Below are 16,502 nucleotides of genomic sequence, written 5' to 3'. Positions count from 1 at the left end.
TGGTGGAAATAAACGATGATGGTCATTATTTCACTGAGTGAGAGCTTCGATATAGAAGGGGGCTTATTGGCATTACAGATAAGCTGCTTATGCCACTCTGGTTCGAAAATTAGGCAGAAATCATCAATATCACAGAATACACTAGTCATAGACATGGAGCCTCCGGTTAGCTGTCTATGGTCTGGTATCCGAAAGATAGCTATTGATCAGGGGCTCCTTGTCTTTTTTGCGTCGAACTCACGTTATATAGGCAAATTTAGCTTGATTACTCCACAAAAAGAGCCGATGCAATATAATAAAGACTCCCTTTTATACAGGGATGAACCGTATTTTGTTTAAATAAAGTTAGGTTCACTAACCCATTCCCCGCGCCTGCGGGGATATTTCATTTTTTTGTGCGCTGGAAACCAGTTTCCGGAAAATAGGTGTACTCTGTCTCTCCCCACTGCCCCTGGTAGCCCTGCTCCACGAACGCCATTTCCAGCCAGATCAAACCGTCATCATCCATATCAGGCAGTTGCCCTTCACTTTTTTTCTTATTCCAGCTGGCGGGTATTCCGAGACTATTCAGACTGATTTTTTCAAAGCGGTCACTTTTATCCAACTCATCAATCACTGAACCATCCAGCAAGCAAGGTTTACCTACGGGATTACAAGTGACCGGAACAAGTGTCAGGTTCATTTCACCGTCACGGGTTACGGCAGAAATATGATTGTCGGTATCTGCCAGCACATTCATACCGGATTTAATTAACGTTTGTGCACCCATACGCTGGCTCTGCTGATGCTCAGCAAAATCCTGATAAGACTTCATAACCCAGTCAGGTTCACTCCCCCAGTCGTCTTTATCATAAACCGGTTCAATCCACTCTCGGTATGCTCGTGGAAATTCGACAATATTCCCGGACTTAACCAATAACTGCTGAGTCCGCCAGAGTATACGGCTATCACCGTATATCAACGCATGCAGCTGATAGTCTTCAGATTCCGGTGGAACCAACACAGTACAAACAGGGTGATCAAATCCCTCTGGGCGCTTGTGCTTGCTTTGATGACGATGCAGCCGCCCCCAACGTTGGAATAACAGGTCAATTGGGCATAATTGACTGATCATCCAGTCCATATCTGCATCAATAGAGCACTCAAACACCTGAGTACTTACCAATATATGCCCTTGCTGTCGCTTACCTTCGGGGCCAAACAGCTCAAGAACTTTGTCTTCTTTCTTCTGACGGTCAGCAAATACAAAGCGGGAGTGAAACAGAATCAGCTGCTCTTCACTCAGTCGCCCTGCCGCTTTTTCCCGTAACTGGTGTAAAGACTGCTGAGCTACATCAACAAGGTTGCAGATAAAACAGACCTGGGCACCCTGCTCTGCGGCAGTAATCATTCGTTCCAACAATCCATCATCTGGCAACAACTCTGGCACTGTTTGCAGTTCAATATTGACATGCGTTGTGGCGGGTTGCTGCTGGTTGTCAAGTGAGAAGTGTTGCTGCTTCTGCCCATAGCTGGTTATCAGCGGGTAAGGTGCATCAACAGGGTATTCGAAGCGGCCAGGCACTTTTTTTCCAGCCCAGGCTTCCATTAACTGCTGCTTTTGATAATCCGGTAAAGTTGCAGATAACAAAATTGCCGATCCTCCCGAAGCTCGTTGCTGTTTTAATACTTCCTCTAAAAGGCCGTACATATAAGCATCATAGGCATGTACCTCATCGATAATGAGAACGCTGCGCCCAATACCAAAGCCGCGAACAAATTTGTGTCGCACCGGCAACACTGAAACCAACACCTGATCTACTGTACAAATGCCAATCTGCCCTAAAAAAACTCTTTTTTTACTTTCAGACAGCCATTGAGCACATTGCACTCTGGCTTCCTCTTTCCCCTGTGCAGGGTGTGAGTTGAATGCTTGTTTAAGGTTGATAAAATGCTCTTGAAATCCTGCCCGACCATGAGCCAGCACCGCATTGATTTGCCCTTCAAAAATAACAGGTGCAGCTTTTTCTATACGACCTAACATAGCATTTGCTGTCGCCTGAGTCGGCAGAGCGAACACAATACTATCTGCAAGGTTCTGTTGGATTAATTGCCAGGCATGAACCAGAGCGGCTTCTGTTTTTCCAGAGCCAGTCGAGGCCTCTATTAACGTCAGACTCCCAGTTAGCGGTAACTGCTCCACCAGACACTGAACTTGCCGTGGCTGATGTCCTGCCTCTACTAGAAGTTTCTGAATAGCAGGATCGTCACGACTTTGATAACCGGTAATACCTGCACGATGAAGCAATCGTCTGGCAATCGGCAAACGAGATTCAAACCAGTCTTGTAGATCATCAATTGGCTGGCTTTCAAATTCAAAATCACCCTCACCACTGGATGAACCCAACCAGTCAGAAACTGAACAAAAACCAGCTAGCAAAGTCCCATTGGCCAACAATGGAGGGTCATCTTCCAGTGTCAGCCCGGCAGGTTTTAAAAACAGAAACTCCAGCGCCTTCAACCACTCCAGGCGAGCTTGTTTCAATAATGCCAGTCCCTGGGCGCTGACTGAACCGGGTAAAAAAGTAAAGCTGCGGTTATCTTTGTCAGAGTTATCTGCCATGGTTCCATGATGTCCCGCTACTGGCCCCAGCCAACTCAACCACGCATCCCAGCTTTCATTGTCGTCATCATCGAAAAAATAACTGTCTTCATCTTCGCTTGCAAAACGAGCATGTAAGTCTTGATATAACCAGTAAACACCGGCTGGCCCGTGATAATAATCATTGATGTTTTTTTTAGGAAGGCAAGGCTGAAAGCAATTTGCCTCAGGATTAACCTGCTGCCAGACATACTTTGCTTTTAATTGAAAACGAATATCAAATTTGCCCAAATCGTGCAAAGCAATAAAAAAAAGCAACCAAGCCTGAGTCTGTTCATCTGACAGACCACTTTGGACACAAAACTGACGGCGAAGCGACGCAGATGCTTGCCACCAAACCTTAGCAACCGCAGCTACATCAAGACAATGATAAACCAGCAAGTGATAATTGTTTTTATCATTATGATATTTATTCGCTTTGCCCCAATAGTGGTAAAAAGACACGCGTGCTTCCATTCTATGACAAGAGTTTCACATTATAATGACTGAATATTTGAATAACATGCTACACATCAATATTTGACAGGCTTTCATTGAATTGAAATTCAGATAGCCGGTATTCATCTTTTTTTGATGACTTTCGATAATCATGGAAAGATGACTCATCACTCAGCTATTGAGCTGGAAAAAGCAACCAAAGCGCAAACCTCTGCTACTGGATGGTGCCCGCCAGGTGGGTAAGTCTTATCTGATCGAAGAGTGTTTTGGCAAAGACCACTTCCGTCGGGTTCTTAAGCTGGACTTTCTGGCTAACCCCAATTTGGCAGGGCTGTTTGAAGCCAGTCTTGATCACAAGACATACTTCTGAATATTGAGCTGGAACTGGGTGTTGATATCAACGCCAATAACGATTTTCTGTTTTTTGATGAAATTGGCGAGTGTCCTGCTGCGTTAAGTTCGTTGAAGTTCTTTGTCGAACAGCGCCCGGATCTTTACCTCTGTGCTTCTGGCTCAAACATCGGTCTTCTGAACTCATTTCCGGTTGGCAAGGTAGAAGCTCTGGAGCTGCTCCCTATGTCTTTTGAAGAGTTGGTCATGGCATCAGGGAACGGGAAAATTCTGGAAGCCTTCAGACGTGGACTCCAGATTCAGGCCGCTCACAATAAACTGTGGGACTTGCTACTGGATTATTATTTCGTCGGAGGTATGCCTGAAGCGGTAGAAACCTGGTTTGCTGATGGAGGAAAGTTCAGTGGCATTAATGAGTGTTGCAATCGGATACAAAACATCCACCTTCCCGAACATTTCATGCGCTGAGTAACCAGTGTTTTGCATGCCGCTTCGATCACCCCAGAGCCGATGGGAAGACTTTTTGACAAATGCTCTGCGTACTTCAACCGTGCTATTTTTTCTGAAGTATTCCAGTTCGGTCTTAAGCTTGGATCGGCGCGGGTGTTTTTTGTGTTGGTATGCCAGAGCCCTGATGACTTTATCAATTCCGCCAGCTTCTTCAGGGTATGCCGATACGTTTTGAACTTCTCTTTAGACTTCGGACTATTTTCACCGTACTGGAATGGTCAGTGGCTGACATACTTCCATTAGGGGTGGCCTCTCGCAGATGATTCTTTTGTGACCATAGCTGCGTTTGGCTGCCTTTACTTGTTTGGGTATTTTGTCTCCGGGACGTAAATCCTGTGCTCCAAGGACTGTCGTTGTGGTCAGTGTGAGACTTTCACCCAAAGATATTGTTGCTGTATTTTTACCTCCTGAATTCGTATCATCATTTAATCTTTTTTCTCAGATCGTCACTATGTTGGATGTACGTCCCCGTGAGCTGGAGCTTCCCATCGATGAAGCCACGATTGCCATTAAAACACCACCTCACTCCATAGAAGCGGAGCAGTCCGTGCTCGGCGGGCTGATGCTGGATAATCAGGCCCTGGACCGGGTGGTGGATAAGCTGACGTCGGATGACTTCTATAATCCGGGGCACCGGCGTATCTATGCATCCATCAGTACACTGAGCAATGAGAGCAAGCCTTTTGACCCTCTGACGGTTGCCGAGATTCTGGAAAACCGGGGTGAGCTGGATGAGGTGGGCGGGCTGGTTTATCTGGCGGAGCTGGCGGGCAGTGTGCCCAGTGTGGCGAATATTCGCGCCTACGCGGAGATTATCTTTGAGCGTTCCGTACTGCGCAAGTTGATCAATACCGGCCAGAAGATTGCGGACAGTGCCTATAATCCGGAAGGAAAAGACAGTCAGGCGATTCTCGATGAAGCCGAGCGGCTGGTCTTCAATATTGCCGAAGAGCGCCCGAACACCGGTGGCCCGATGGGGGTGCGGGAGATTCTTGAAAACACCGTCAAGAAAATTGATGAGATGTTTAATGCCGGTAACGCCATTACCGGTACCACCACCGGCTTTAAAGATCTGGATGAAATGACCTCCGGTCTGCAGCCTTCCGATATGGTTATTGTGGCTGCCCGTCCCTCCATGGGTAAGACGACGTTTGCCATGAACCTGGTGGAAAACGCCCTGCTGAACAGTGAGAAGGGCGTTATGGTATTCAGCCTGGAGATGCCCAGTGAGCAGTTGATGATGCGTATGCTTTCTTCTCTGGGCAGAATCAACCAGTCCAAGGTAAGAAGTGGTCAGCTGGAAGAAGAAGACTGGCCAAAACTGTTGTCGGCGGTTGAGCGCATTAAAGACAAGAAGTTGTTTATTGATGATACGGCCGGTATCAGCCCCTCGGAAATGCGCTCACGGGTTCGCCGGGTGGTGCGGGAACATGGTGACCTGGGCCTGATCATGATTGACTACCTGCAGTTGATGCAGATTCCCGGTTTTGGTGAGGGGCGAACCAACGAGATTTCGGAAATCTCCCGATCGTTGAAAGCCATTGCCAAGGAGTTCAATGTCCCTGTTATTGCCTTGTCGCAGTTGAACCGCTCTCTTGAGCAGCGACCCAATAAGCGCCCGGTCAACTCCGACCTGCGTGAATCCGGTGCCATCGAGCAGGATGCCGACGTGATCATGTTTATCTACCGGGACGAGGTGTATAACCCGGATACCGAGTACAAGGGAGTTGCTGAAATTATTATCGGTAAGCAGCGTAATGGCCCCATCGGTACCTGCCGACTGGCGTTTATTGGCCAGTTCACCCGCTTTGAGAACCTGGCACCGGATGCTTACCGGTTTGAAGAGGACTGATGTTTTAACCACAAAGGCACAAAGACCACGAAGGAAGAAAACAGCCTCCCTGGTGGTGTGATAGACCTAAACCTGTCCAAAGACGGACAGTGGTGGCTCGTCTAGGGCTGCCAGTTGTTCCCGCAATTCAAGAATATGCTCTGCCCAGTACCGTTCGGTATTAAACCAGGTGAATGCCATGGGAAAGGCGGGATCATCCCAGCGCTTTGCCAGCCAGCCGCTGTAATTGATCAGTCGCAGGGTACGGAAATATTCCACCAGATTCAGCTCAGAAGGGCTGAAATCCATAAACTCTGTGTAACCTTCCAGAATCTCGGCCATTTGCAGGGTCTGCTCTTGGCGATCTCCGGATAACAACATCCAGAGATCCTGAATCGCCGGAGCCATACAGGTATCGTCAAAGTCAACAAAGTGTGGGGCCTCGTTCCGCCAGAGAATGTTGCCGCTGTGGCAATCACCGTGGACACGAATGGATTGCCACGTATGCTGTTGCGTCATCAGTTCCAGGCGATGGAGCAGGTCCCGGGTCAGGGTCTGGTAAGCTTCCAGGAGAGCAGCAGGAATAAAGTCGTTTGCCAGCAGGTATTCAACATTCTCGATGCCGTATCGCTGCAAGCTGATCGCCGGGCGGTGTTGGAAGTCACTGGTTGATCCCAGTTTGTGCATGCGTCCCAGGGTACGGCCAAGGGTCAGCAGGTTATCCAGATTATCCAGTTCCGGTGCATGGCCGCCCTGACGGGGAAACAGGGCAAACAGAAAGCCTGCAAACTCATGCAGTGTATTGCCTTTTTCGTCAGCCATCGGGGCGACCACCGGTAACTCCATCGCCTTGAGATCCAGGGTGAACTGATGTTCCTCCTGAATCTGATCTTTTGACCAGCGTTCGGGGCGGTAGAATTTTGCAATCAGGGGTTCACCTTCCTCAATGCCGACCTGGTAAACCCGGTTTTCATAGCTGTTCAGGGCCATAATGCGGGCATCGCTCAGAAATCCTGCGCTCTCAACGGCGTCCAGTGCCCGGTCAGGCGTCAGCTGGTCGTATGGATGTTGAGTAGGCGTGTTCATGCTGGCCTCCGTAGGAGTCTGAGTTCTGTGGAGGGGATTCTATAACCAATAGTAAAGACTGGCCACTGACGTCGGGTGGAATTCTGATTTGAAGTTAATGTGGATAATTGCCCTGAAATGCAGTACCCGAAGGCTGTCCGGGAGTAGCTCCAATAATCATCAGGTCTCCGGTGTTCTGGCAACACTCCATATATCCACGCGTTTGACACCACTTTTTTTCAACAGTCGGGTGATTTCATTGACGGTGGCACCGGTGGTTACCACATCGTCCACTAAGGCAACGTGGTACCACGGCGGTTTGCCGTTTAAAGTGAACGCGTTGCGAATGTTTTTTTGTCGGGCGGTGGCATCCAGGCTTTGCTGTGGCACAGAGTGGATGGTTCTTTTGATCAACTGCTGTTCAATGTTCAGATCTCTGAAACTGAGCAGTTTCTTCAGGGCTTTGGTCAACAACAGCGTCTGGTCATAACCTCTTTCCCGCAACCGTTTGCGGTGCAGTGGTACCGGCAACATGATTTCTGGCCACTGATCATCAAGGTAATAGTCCATCAACCATTCAGCCAGTGATGCAGCCATTGGTTTTATCAGTTCCAGTCTGGACTGGTATTTCACCATTTGTAATATCCGGTTGACGGGAAACTGGTACAGAAATGGTGAAAGACAGTGGTCAAATAAGGGTGGTTGCTTCAGGCACTGGCCACAGATTCCCGTGTCGCTGTCTTGAATGGGCACGCCGCAGCAGGAGCAAAAACACAGTGGGACCGGGCATGTTGCCAGGCATAACTGGCAAAGCGGTTGGGCAAGTGTGGTATGGCCCCGGCAAAGAATGCATTTGATCTGTACTTGTTGTTTAAAATTAGACCAGTTGTAAACCTTAAAGAGTTTCATAGATTGACGGTGGCAGTAATTCCGTTATCATCTTTTGCATCTTTATTGTGAAAATGTCGTTCTACTGATTGGTAATTTCATTTTCATGGTTGTTAACTCAAACAATGAATAAATCTCAGGTCTCCGTTAACAAGGGTTTTCTTCCCTTCCGTGATCGGTGTTCCCTCCCCCAGAGGATGTCATGTCCAATACCAGTTCAGCTCCAGCAGAAAGTTTCTCCAGCTCTTTTGGCCACAGTGTCGTTCGTCATGACTGGACGGTGTCAGAAGTAGAAACGCTGTTCCAAAAGCCCTTCAATGATCTGATCTTTCAGGCCCAACTGGCTCACAGAGCACATTTTGATCCAAACCAGGTGCAAGTTAGCACATTGTTGTCGATCAAGACGGGTGCCTGTCCGGAGGATTGCAAGTATTGCCCCCAGAGTGGTCACTACAATACCGGTCTGGAAAAAGAAAAATTGATGGAGGTGCAGAAGGTGCTGGAGGAAGCCAGAAACGCCAAGGCTTCCGGTGCTACCCGCTTCTGCATGGGCGCGGCCTGGAAAAATCCTCCCGCCAGGGACATGCCTTACATTATTGAAATGATTAAGGGGGTGAAAGCACTGGGTCTTGAGTCCTGTATGACCCTGGGTATGCTGAGTGAGGATCAGGCCACGGAGCTGGCGGGTGCAGGACTGGATTACTACAACCACAATCTGGATACCTCACCGGAATTTTATGGCAACATCATTACCACCCGAACTTATGCTGACCGGCTGAACACTCTGGCGTTTGTCCGGGAGGCGGGGATGAATGTCTGCAGTGGTGGAATTGTTGGCCTGGGTGAAAACGAGCGCGATCGTGCCGGGATGCTGGTTCAGCTGGCTAATATGCCGAAGCATCCGGAGAGTGTGCCCATCAATATGCTGGTGAAAGTCGCTGGTACGCCACTGGCAGACGCTGAGGCGGTGGATGGTATTGATTTTGTCCGTACCATTGCCGTGGCCAAAATTATGATGCCAGCGTCCAACGTTCGTCTGTCGGCCGGGCGTGAGCAGATGAGTGATGAGCTTCAGGCGCTGGCCTTTCTTGCGGGGGCCAACTCAATTTTCCTTGGCGATAAACTGCTGACCACCGCGAACCCTGATGCGAATAAGGACCGGCAGCTGTTTGCCAAGCTTGGCATTAATAAAGGGCATGATTGGGGTAAGCCGGTAGCGACTGAGCCTGATAAACAATGTCCGATCAAAGCGATGTACGACGCTGAAAAAAGCAATGATCATTACTACGACGCAATGGCCAGCCAGTCTGATCGAAATATGGCTGGTCATGGCCGATGAGCTTCAATCTGGAACAGGAGCTTGAGGCCCGCCATGCAGCGGGCCTCTATCGCCGTCGTCAAACCCTGGATTCACCGCAAGGGCCTGAGGTCATGATCAATGGCCAGCACTGTCTTGCCTTCTGCAGCAATGATTACCTCGGGCTGGCGAACCATCCCGATGTAATAGCAAGCTTTCAACAGGCAACGGATCATTATGGGCTGGGTGGCGGTGCTTCCCATCTGGTGGTGGGGCACAGTCGGGCACATCATCAGCTGGAAGAAGCACTCGCGGAATTTACCGGCAGAGAGCGTGTGCTGCTGTTTGCCAATGGCTATATGGCTAACCTGGGCGTGATCAGTGCCTTGCTGGGTAAGCAGGATGCGGTGTTTCAGGATCGCCTGAATCATGCCTCATTACTGGATGCCGGACGATTATCTGGTGCCCGCTTCCAGCGTTACCTGCATAATGATGTGGATAACCTCACTAACCGACTTCAGAAAACCCGTGCCCGACGCAAGTTGATCGTAACGGATGGAGTGTTCAGCATGGATGGCGATGTTGCGCCGGTAAAGGCGCTGTCGGATCTTGCTGAGCAGCACCAGGCCTGGCTGATGGTGGACGATGCCCACGGTTTTGGTTTCCTGGGAGCCACTGGCGGTGGTGTTGCCGAAGCCTATGGATTGGGCCAGAAACATCTGCCGGTGCTGGTGGGGACGTTAGGCAAAGCATTTGGAACTTATGGTGCGTTTGTGGCTGGCAGTAACGCTTTGATTGAGACACTTATTCAATTTGCGCGGACTTATATCTATACCACGTCCATGCCACCGGCTGTGGCGTCGGCGACCCTGACCAGCCTGAACCTGTTACGGGAACAACAGTGGCGCAGGGAACATTTGCAGACACTGATTCAATATTTCAGGTCCGGTTGTGAGCAGCTGGGGTTGCCTCTGATGCCGTCACCAACACCGATACAACCGTTGCTGGTTGGTTGTGCAAGACGGGCGGTGACCATAAGCCGCCGGTTGTCTGAGCAGGGGATACTGGTCACGGCAATCCGTCCTCCGACGGTGCCTGAAGGATCTTCCCGATTACGTATTACCTTCAGTGCATCCCATAAGTTGCATCATGTTGATCGCCTGTTGGATGCCCTTACAATGGCTGCACAGTCGACAGGTGTTGCAGACGTTTCTGATCAACCTGCCACCGCATCTTTATCGATGACAGGAGTGTTGTCCTGATGAGTAACTACCCGATCGTTTTAATCAGTGGCTGGGCCATGCCAGCCGGTGCCATGGCGTCACTGGCGGACGCCCTGGATGCCGACCATCGCAGGGTTTCCATTGTCGAGTTGCCAGGCCTGGTTCGTGAGTCACAAGCTTACAAAACAAGCCATGACTGGAACTCATTGCTGACTTATCTGGATCACCAGCTGTTTGAGAAGCCTGCCGTGCTGGTGGGATGGTCGCTTGGCGGAATGCTGGCAACGCTGTATGCCAGCCGGTATCCGGATAATGTGGCCGCTGTCGTTAACCTGGGGGCGAATGCCTGTTTTGTGCAGAATGACAGCTGGCAACCGGCAATGGATCCGACGCTGTTTGCCCGTTTTTATCAAGGCATGTCCCGGTCCCGTGAAAAGACGCTGCAGCAGTTTGTTCTGCTGTGCAGCGCCGGCAGTCCACGGCGTAAAGAGCTGTCGACATCCTTGCAGGCATTACTGTCTGATGCTGACCTGGATCATCAGGCCGAAGACAGCACCCTGCTAAGCCTGCTGGGCATGCTGGGCAAGAGTGATCTTCGTTCCGCGTTTGGTGATATTCGCTGCCCGGTGACCCATCTGTTTGGTAAAGACGATGCCCTTGTTCCGGTGGGGGCAGCTGATGCCATTGAGCAGCAGTTTCCGAAGCATCGGGTTCAGGTGCTTGATGGCGGGCATTGTTTCTTTATGGATGATTCCGGGCCGGTTATCAGTGAGGTGCGGCGGTTGTCCAGCGGGGATGTCGGAACATGAGTTCGATCCCTGTCCATAATGAGGTTGCCGGTAGCCTGGCAGATCTTCGGCCTGCCTCCTCTGCCATTAGCGTGACAACAGAGCGGGCAAACGCTCGGGTAAAGCAGCGTATCGCTGAAAATTTTAGCCGGGCTGCTGACAGTTATGATCAGGCGGCCATATTACAGAAGCGGGTCGCTGCCCGGACGATGCTGGGATTACCGGCCCGGCTCAGCTCAGAGCAGCCAGGCTCAAAAGCATTACCCTCCCACCGTATTCTTGACCTGGGTACCGGAACCGGTTTGCACACACTGACGCTGGCTGAACGCTATGACAATGCCGTGGTCATCGGTATGGACCTGGCCATGGGGATGCTGCAATTTGCCCGGCACAATACCAGCCATCCCCGGGTTGACTGGTGCTCTGGCGATATTGAGTCCATGCCCTTGCAGTCCGGTGCTGTGGATCTGATCTATTCCAGCCTGGCTATTCAATGGTGCGACTTTGAGCAGGTGCTTGGTGAGGTGAGCAGAGTACTGAAGCCTGGTGGGACTTTTGTCTTTTCTACCCTGGCTGAAGGCAGCTTGGCAGAGCTGGATAATGCATGGTGTCTGGCGGGAGAAAATAATCGGGTTAACCGCTTTGACAGTGTTGACACTCAAAAACAGCGTTTGAACGCCAGTGATTTGGTTTGCCAGGCTTTCTCACTGAAGCCTGAAACACTGTTCTATTCCAACGTGATCTCCCTGTTGCGCAGTTTGAAGGCTCTGGGGGTAAACACCGTATTGGCGGATAAGGGTGGCCTGGTGACCCGACGGAAGCTTGAAGCGTTACAACAGGCTTATGAAAAAATGCGACAGCCTGAAGGGTTGCCTTTGACCTATCAGGTCATCTACGGCGTCTTGCAGAAGCCAGTTTGTGAACAATAGAAAAAGAGCAGTAGAAAATGGGAAAAACTTATTTTGTCACCGGTACAGATACGGATGTTGGCAAAACTGTCGTCAGCTGTGGACTGCTTGAGGCGGCTCGCTTAACAGGGTTAACGACGCTGGCCTTAAAACCGGTCTCTGCAGGATGTCAGCACACTGAAAACGGCCTGAGAAATAACGATGCACTGGCATTGATGGAAGCCATGACGCTTGTTCTACCTTACGAACAGGTAAACCCCCTGGCTCTGGCACCTGCCATTGCCCCCCATATTGCGGCGCAGGAAGCCGGTGTGCGTATGACCCTGGACCGACTTGTGGGTTACAGCCGTGGTGCCTTGATGCGAAAAAATGATCTGGCTCTTATCGAAGGTGCTGGTGGCTGGCGGGTCCCCCTGAACTCACGGGAGATGATCAGCGGGTTGGCAAAAGCGTTGAATACTCCTGCCATTCTGGTGGTAGGCATGAAGCTGGGCTGTATCAGCCATGCCTTGCTCACGGTTGAAGCTATTCTCCGTGATGGTGTCAGGCTGGCAGGCTGGGTGGCGAATCAGGTGGATCCTGATATGAGCCGTTATGATGAAAATCTGGAGACCCTGAAAAGCCTGATTCCAGCACCCTGTCTTGGTGTGGTGCCTTTTCTTGAGGAGACCAGTGCCAGTCAGGTCGCCGGGTATCTGGATATTTCACCATTGGCTTGATTTACTTGAATTCACCCGTAATAACTTTTGCTGGCATGTATTGACATTTATTCTATCTAAACGTAAGTTTCAAACGGTTGTTTGAATTGTGCTACACTCATCTTTATCCATAAGTAAAAGAATATCGAGGATGCATCATGCCAGAATATAAAGCCCCCCTGCGAGATATCCGCTTCGTCCGCAATGAAGTTCTTGGCTATGAAGAACATTACGCAAATCTCCCTCAAGGCCAGGATGCCACCCCGGATATGGTGGACGCTATCCTGGAGGAAGGTGCCAAATTCTGTGAACAGGTACTTTCACCGCTGAATCGTGTCGGTGATGAGGAAGGTTGTACCTGGACACCAGAAGGCGTTAAAACCCCAACCGGATTCAAAGAAGCCTATCAGCAGTTTGTTGAAGGTGGCTGGCCTTCACTGTCCAGTGATGCCGAGCATGGTGGTCAGGGGCTCCCTGCTTCCCTGGGCCTGGTGCTCAGTGAATTGATGGGGGAATCCAACTGGTCCTGGGGGATGTATCCCGGGCTGAGCCATGGCGCAATGAATACTCTGGAAGCTCATGGTACCCATGAGCAGAAAGAAACATACCTTACCCGCCTGATTTCCGGTGAGTGGACAGGTACGATGTGTCTGACTGAACCTCACTGCGGTACTGATCTGGGTATGCTGAAAACCAAAGCCGTACCCCAGGAAGACGGCACTTATCGTATTACCGGTACGAAAATCTTTATCTCTTCCGGGGAGCACGATATGGCAGAGAATATTGTTCATATCGTTATTGCCCGTCTGCCGGGGGCTCCTGAAGGTACCAAAGGTATCTCCCTGTTTATTATTCCCCGTCATCGCCCGGATGCTCCGGGTGAACCCAACGGTGTCAGCTGTGGTTCCATCGAGCATAAGATGGGTATCCATGGTAACGCCACCTGTGTGATGAACTTTGACGAAGCCACCGGTTATCTGATTGGTGAGCCCAATAAAGGTTTGAACTATATGTTCACCTTTATGAACTCTGCTCGTCTGGGTACGGGTATTCAGGGTCTTGCCCATGCAGAAATCGCTTATCAGGGGGCTGTTCGATATGCCCGTGACCGCCTGCAGATGCGTTCTCTCACCGGTCCGAAGAACCCTGATGGTCCTGCCGACCCGATCATTGTTCACCCGGATGTTCGCCGTATGCTGTTGACCATCAAGGCATTGACGGAAGGTAACCGGGCACTGGTTTACTACGTGGCACAAATGGCCGACCTGGTGAAGAGTCCCGATGAAGAAGTCCGGAAGCAGGCAGATCTGGAAATGAGTTTCCTGACGCCTATTGTTAAGGCATTCATGACCGAGACAGGATTTGAAGCCGCTAACCACGGCCTGCAATGTTACGGTGGTCATGGCTTTATCAGTGAGTGGGGGATGGAGCAGAACGTTCGTGACTGCCGTATCTCCATGCTCTACGAGGGAACCACGGGTATTCAGGCGCTGGACCTGCTGGGTCGTAAAGTCCTGATGACTCAGGGTGCTACCATGAAGCCATTCACCAAGATGGTTCATAAGTTCTGTCAGGCTCAGGCAGACAATGAAGAACTCCAGGAGTTTATCAAGCCGTTGACTGCCCTGAATAAGGAGTGGGGCGACCTGACCATGCAGATTGGTATGAAGGCTATGCAGAACAAGGAAGAAGTTGGCGCAGCCTCGGTTGACTACCTGATGTACTCCGGTTATGCCTGCCTTGCGTACTTCTGGGCCCGGATGGCACTGACGGCAAAAGAAGCTCTGACGAATGGTACCACTGAAGAAGGGTTCTATAAGGCTAAAATCCAGACTGCACAGTTCTACTTCCAGCGTCTGTTACCAAGAGCTCAGATGCACAAGGCGTGCATTGAGTCCGGTGCCGACAACCTGATGGCCATGGAAGAGGATGATTTTGGCGACGTGTAATTCGCTGGTCTGACGGGCTGCAAGCAAATCAGCCATAAGTAAAGCAACAAACAGAGAGGCTACCGGTTGGTAGCCTTTTTTTGCAGGTTATTAGTGCATTTCATCAAGAATCATAAAGCTCAGGAAAGTAGTGGGTAAGGCAATAATCATAATCACCGGGAGTGCCGGATTAAATAGCATGAGAGTGCCTGCTATCAACCAGATCGTTCTGACCCAGCTGCGCTTGATGCGCTCTTTTCTGGAGATGATTCGAGCACGAGGTCTGAGCAATTTGCTGGCTAACTGGTTAAACAGGGTGGAAAAAAAAATCTGCAGGATTGCAGTGATCAAGACTAGAAGATATCGCATAAGACGCCTGAGTATCTGGTCAACAATATCGGAACTGCAGGACAGCTTATCTTCCGGAAACGAGCAATCGAATCAACACGGTTTGATCCGATAAAATAATCAAACAAAAAGAAGACGGTTATATTAAGTTAGCTTACTTTATCGGCAATTGGCACTTATTTATGATGGATGTTCATGAAGATCTCAGTGAAAAAGGATGTTTCTTGCTTGTTTCACTTTTTTGGTGCGTTTGAACTCAGTCTTTAGCCGCATTGACTGTTTTGCCAGCCATAAAAATATGGTCTATAAAACTGAGTTTGCTTTTATAAGACCTTGGAGCTGAATTCAGCAATTACGCTGTGTTGATGTCGCATCATGAAGAAGAATACCCAAACGATAAAAAACCTGTTAATTCTTCTTGCCTTCTTTTTTTTGTTATCGGGATTATCGCCGCCTGTTTTTTCTGATGATTTCAACCCTGCTCAAGGGCCTTCACTGGCTGCTGTGCATCATGATCTGACCCATCAGGCAGAAGTATTTAGCCAACATCCACCACCATTTGTGCAGCAATCGCCATTGCCTTCTGATGACTGGCGCTGGTTCTTGAAAGATAAAGGCCAAAGTTGGGACATCACGCTATTCGATAAAAAACCGGCAGAGAATCAGGCCAGACTATGGTACCAAACAAAAGTGACGTTTGGCTTGGCGCTGGGGGTTTTGGGAGTGATCGCTCTGTTACCAGAAAGTGTTTCCAATTGGGATAAATCGGAAATCAGGCCCATCAAAAAGTGGTGGAGCAATGTCAGGTCAGGGCCTGTATGGGACACGGATAAATGGTACATCAATTATATCGGGCATCCTTATTTTGGTGGTGTGTACTACGTTATGGCCCGGTCATCGGGCTATAACCAGTGGAACTCGTTTGTTTATTCATTTTTGATGTCCACTTTCCTGTATGAATACGGCATTGAGGCGATGTGTGAGCCGCCGTCCATTCAAGATATCATTGTGACTCCTCTCGGCGGGTGGCTGTATGGGGAATGGGCTTATCAGAAAAAACAGAAAATTCTGGACAATGACAGTGAGGTGATGGGCTCCAGAGTGTTAGGGTCTACCGCACTGTTTCTGCTGGACCCGGTTGGCAAATTCAGTGAGTGGGTCGGTGGTGACAGTGGTGAGGGGACAATACAAAATTTGTCCATTCGATTAAGCGTTATGCCCCCGGCTGCCAGTTTTTCCCCTTACCGGAAAACGTCACTCGGCGTTGATCATCGCTACATCGGCGTGGAGGTTTTCTTTAATTTCTAAATACGACAAGGGAACACAAAGAAGCACAGTCTTTTGCTGAAAAACAGGGACTCTTCAGGTAACATGGCACCGCGGAACTCAACAGCCTGTGTGACTGAAAGCTGTCTTGGTGTGGTTGCGATAAATGGTACTCTCGCTTTTTCGTCAAGTAACCCCGCTATGCTCTTCAGAAGCAGACATTTTTATTACCAACACCATCATGGACGCTCAAACCTGACAGGTTGCCGGTAAAACAGCTATGAGCCACTTTGTGTCTTTCTGCGTATAACTCAATGGCATA

At 49.8% G+C, this 16,502-nt stretch carries 14 protein-coding genes; 10 read left to right on the top strand and 4 right to left on the bottom strand.

The genetic code is table 11. The features are described 5' to 3' along the window. Window positions 1-385: 385 nt before the first annotated feature. The gene (gene cas3, locus J7438_RS11360; protein WP_209276624.1) at window positions 386-3,097 is read right to left on the bottom strand and encodes a CRISPR-associated helicase/endonuclease Cas3; all 2,712 of its coding nucleotides are present in this window, start codon (window positions 3,095-3,097) and stop codon (window positions 386-388) included. 160 nt (window positions 3,098-3,257) lie between these two features. Here cas3 and J7438_RS11355 point away from each other — a divergent pair, with 160 nt between their 5' ends. From J7438_RS11355 to dnaB, 3 genes are all read left to right on the top strand, one after another. After that, window positions 3,258-3,449, top strand: a complete 192-nt coding sequence (locus J7438_RS11355) for a hypothetical protein (protein WP_209276623.1) — start codon at window positions 3,258-3,260, stop codon at window positions 3,447-3,449. Further along, window positions 3,440-3,898, top strand: coding sequence for an AAA family ATPase (locus J7438_RS11350; protein WP_209276631.1), 459 nt, complete (start codon window positions 3,440-3,442; stop codon window positions 3,896-3,898). Before J7438_RS11355 ends, J7438_RS11350 begins: the two co-directional genes overlap by 10 nt. 493 nt (window positions 3,899-4,391) lie before the next feature. Further along, window positions 4,392-5,792 carry a replicative DNA helicase gene (gene dnaB, locus J7438_RS11345; protein WP_209201985.1) on the top strand — a complete coding sequence of 467 codons (1,401 nt, stop codon included), beginning with the start codon at window positions 4,392-4,394 and terminating at the stop codon, window positions 5,790-5,792. A 66-nt stretch (window positions 5,793-5,858) separates the two neighbouring features. Here the strand turns inward: dnaB and J7438_RS11340 are convergent, their stop codons facing one another. After that, window positions 5,859-6,857 carry a serine/threonine protein kinase gene (locus J7438_RS11340; protein WP_209276622.1) on the bottom strand — a complete coding sequence of 333 codons (999 nt, stop codon included), beginning with the start codon at window positions 6,855-6,857 and terminating at the stop codon, window positions 5,859-5,861. Between the two features lie 159 nt (window positions 6,858-7,016). Next, the gene (locus tag J7438_RS11335) at window positions 7,017-7,433 is read right to left on the bottom strand and encodes a ComF family protein (protein WP_209276621.1); all 417 of its coding nucleotides are present in this window, start codon (window positions 7,431-7,433) and stop codon (window positions 7,017-7,019) included. A gap of 493 nt (window positions 7,434-7,926) precedes the next feature. Between J7438_RS11335 and bioB the strand changes: the two genes are divergently transcribed. From bioB to J7438_RS11305, 6 genes are all read left to right on the top strand, one after another. Then, window positions 7,927-9,063, top strand: a complete 1,137-nt coding sequence (gene bioB / locus J7438_RS11330; RefSeq protein ID WP_209276620.1) for a biotin synthase BioB — start codon at window positions 7,927-7,929, stop codon at window positions 9,061-9,063. Next, complete coding sequence (bioF, locus tag J7438_RS11325; RefSeq protein ID WP_209276619.1) at window positions 9,060-10,283, top strand: 8-amino-7-oxononanoate synthase; 1,224 nt, start codon at window positions 9,060-9,062, stop codon at window positions 10,281-10,283. Before bioB ends, bioF begins: the two co-directional genes overlap by 4 nt. Next, window positions 10,283-11,053, top strand: coding sequence for an alpha/beta fold hydrolase (locus J7438_RS11320; RefSeq protein ID WP_209276618.1), 771 nt, complete (start codon window positions 10,283-10,285; stop codon window positions 11,051-11,053). The genes bioF and J7438_RS11320 overlap by 1 nt, the downstream gene beginning before the upstream one ends. Further along, on the top strand, window positions 11,050-11,961 hold the full coding sequence (gene bioC, locus J7438_RS11315) for a malonyl-ACP O-methyltransferase BioC (RefSeq protein WP_209276617.1): 912 nt from the start codon (window positions 11,050-11,052) through the stop codon (window positions 11,959-11,961). The genes J7438_RS11320 and bioC overlap by 4 nt, the downstream gene beginning before the upstream one ends. A gap of 17 nt (window positions 11,962-11,978) precedes the next feature. Further along, window positions 11,979-12,659, top strand: coding sequence for a dethiobiotin synthase (gene bioD / locus J7438_RS11310; RefSeq protein WP_209276616.1), 681 nt, complete (start codon window positions 11,979-11,981; stop codon window positions 12,657-12,659). Window positions 12,660-12,796: 137 nt separating this feature from the next. Continuing rightward, window positions 12,797-14,587: an acyl-CoA dehydrogenase C-terminal domain-containing protein gene (locus tag J7438_RS11305; protein ID WP_209276615.1), complete on the top strand. Its 1,791-nt coding sequence runs from the start codon at window positions 12,797-12,799 to the stop codon at window positions 14,585-14,587. A 90-nt stretch (window positions 14,588-14,677) separates the two neighbouring features. Here the strand turns inward: J7438_RS11305 and J7438_RS11300 are convergent, their stop codons facing one another. Beyond that, a complete protein-coding gene (locus tag J7438_RS11300) occupies window positions 14,678-14,935 on the bottom strand; it encodes a hypothetical protein (RefSeq protein ID WP_209276614.1) in 258 nt (85 codons plus the stop codon). 354 nt (window positions 14,936-15,289) lie between these two features. On the opposite strand from J7438_RS11300, the gene J7438_RS11295 reads away from it, so the two are divergent. Further along, entirely contained in the window at window positions 15,290-16,222 is a 933-nt protein-coding gene (locus tag J7438_RS11295; protein ID WP_209276613.1) for a DUF3943 domain-containing protein, read from the top strand. The last annotated feature ends 280 nt before the right edge of the window (window positions 16,223-16,502 follow it).

It is taken from the genome of Thalassotalea sp. G20_0 (assembly GCF_017744175.1).
Lineage (GTDB): Bacteria > Pseudomonadota > Gammaproteobacteria > Pseudomonadales > Endozoicomonadaceae > Endozoicomonas.
This window is presented reverse-complemented; position numbering and strand designations above follow the sequence as displayed.

What these genes read in the sequence shown, in the direction of transcription:
- J7438_RS11340 (WP_209276622.1), bottom strand. Translation starts at nt 6,857, where the DNA reads ATGAACACGCCTACTCAACATCCATACGACCAGCTGACGCCTGACCGG.
- cas3 (WP_209276624.1), bottom strand. Translation starts at nt 3,097, where the DNA reads ATGGAAGCACGCGTGTCTTTTTACCACTATTGGGGCAAAGCGAATAAA.
- J7438_RS11320 (WP_209276618.1), top strand. Translation starts at nt 10,283, where the DNA reads ATGAGTAACTACCCGATCGTTTTAATCAGTGGCTGGGCCATGCCAGCC.
- J7438_RS11335 (WP_209276621.1), bottom strand. Translation starts at nt 7,433, where the DNA reads ATGGCTGCATCACTGGCTGAATGGTTGATGGACTATTACCTTGATGAT.
- bioC (WP_209276617.1), top strand. Translation starts at nt 11,050, where the DNA reads ATGAGTTCGATCCCTGTCCATAATGAGGTTGCCGGTAGCCTGGCAGAT.
- bioF (WP_209276619.1), top strand. Translation starts at nt 9,060, where the DNA reads ATGAGCTTCAATCTGGAACAGGAGCTTGAGGCCCGCCATGCAGCGGGC.
- J7438_RS11295 (WP_209276613.1), top strand. Translation starts at nt 15,290, where the DNA reads ATGAAGAAGAATACCCAAACGATAAAAAACCTGTTAATTCTTCTTGCC.
- J7438_RS11300 (WP_209276614.1), bottom strand. Translation starts at nt 14,935, where the DNA reads ATGCGATATCTTCTAGTCTTGATCACTGCAATCCTGCAGATTTTTTTT.
- bioD (WP_209276616.1), top strand. Translation starts at nt 11,979, where the DNA reads ATGGGAAAAACTTATTTTGTCACCGGTACAGATACGGATGTTGGCAAA.
- bioB (WP_209276620.1), top strand. Translation starts at nt 7,927, where the DNA reads ATGTCCAATACCAGTTCAGCTCCAGCAGAAAGTTTCTCCAGCTCTTTT.
- dnaB (WP_209201985.1), top strand. Translation starts at nt 4,392, where the DNA reads ATGTTGGATGTACGTCCCCGTGAGCTGGAGCTTCCCATCGATGAAGCC.
- J7438_RS11305 (WP_209276615.1), top strand. Translation starts at nt 12,797, where the DNA reads ATGCCAGAATATAAAGCCCCCCTGCGAGATATCCGCTTCGTCCGCAAT.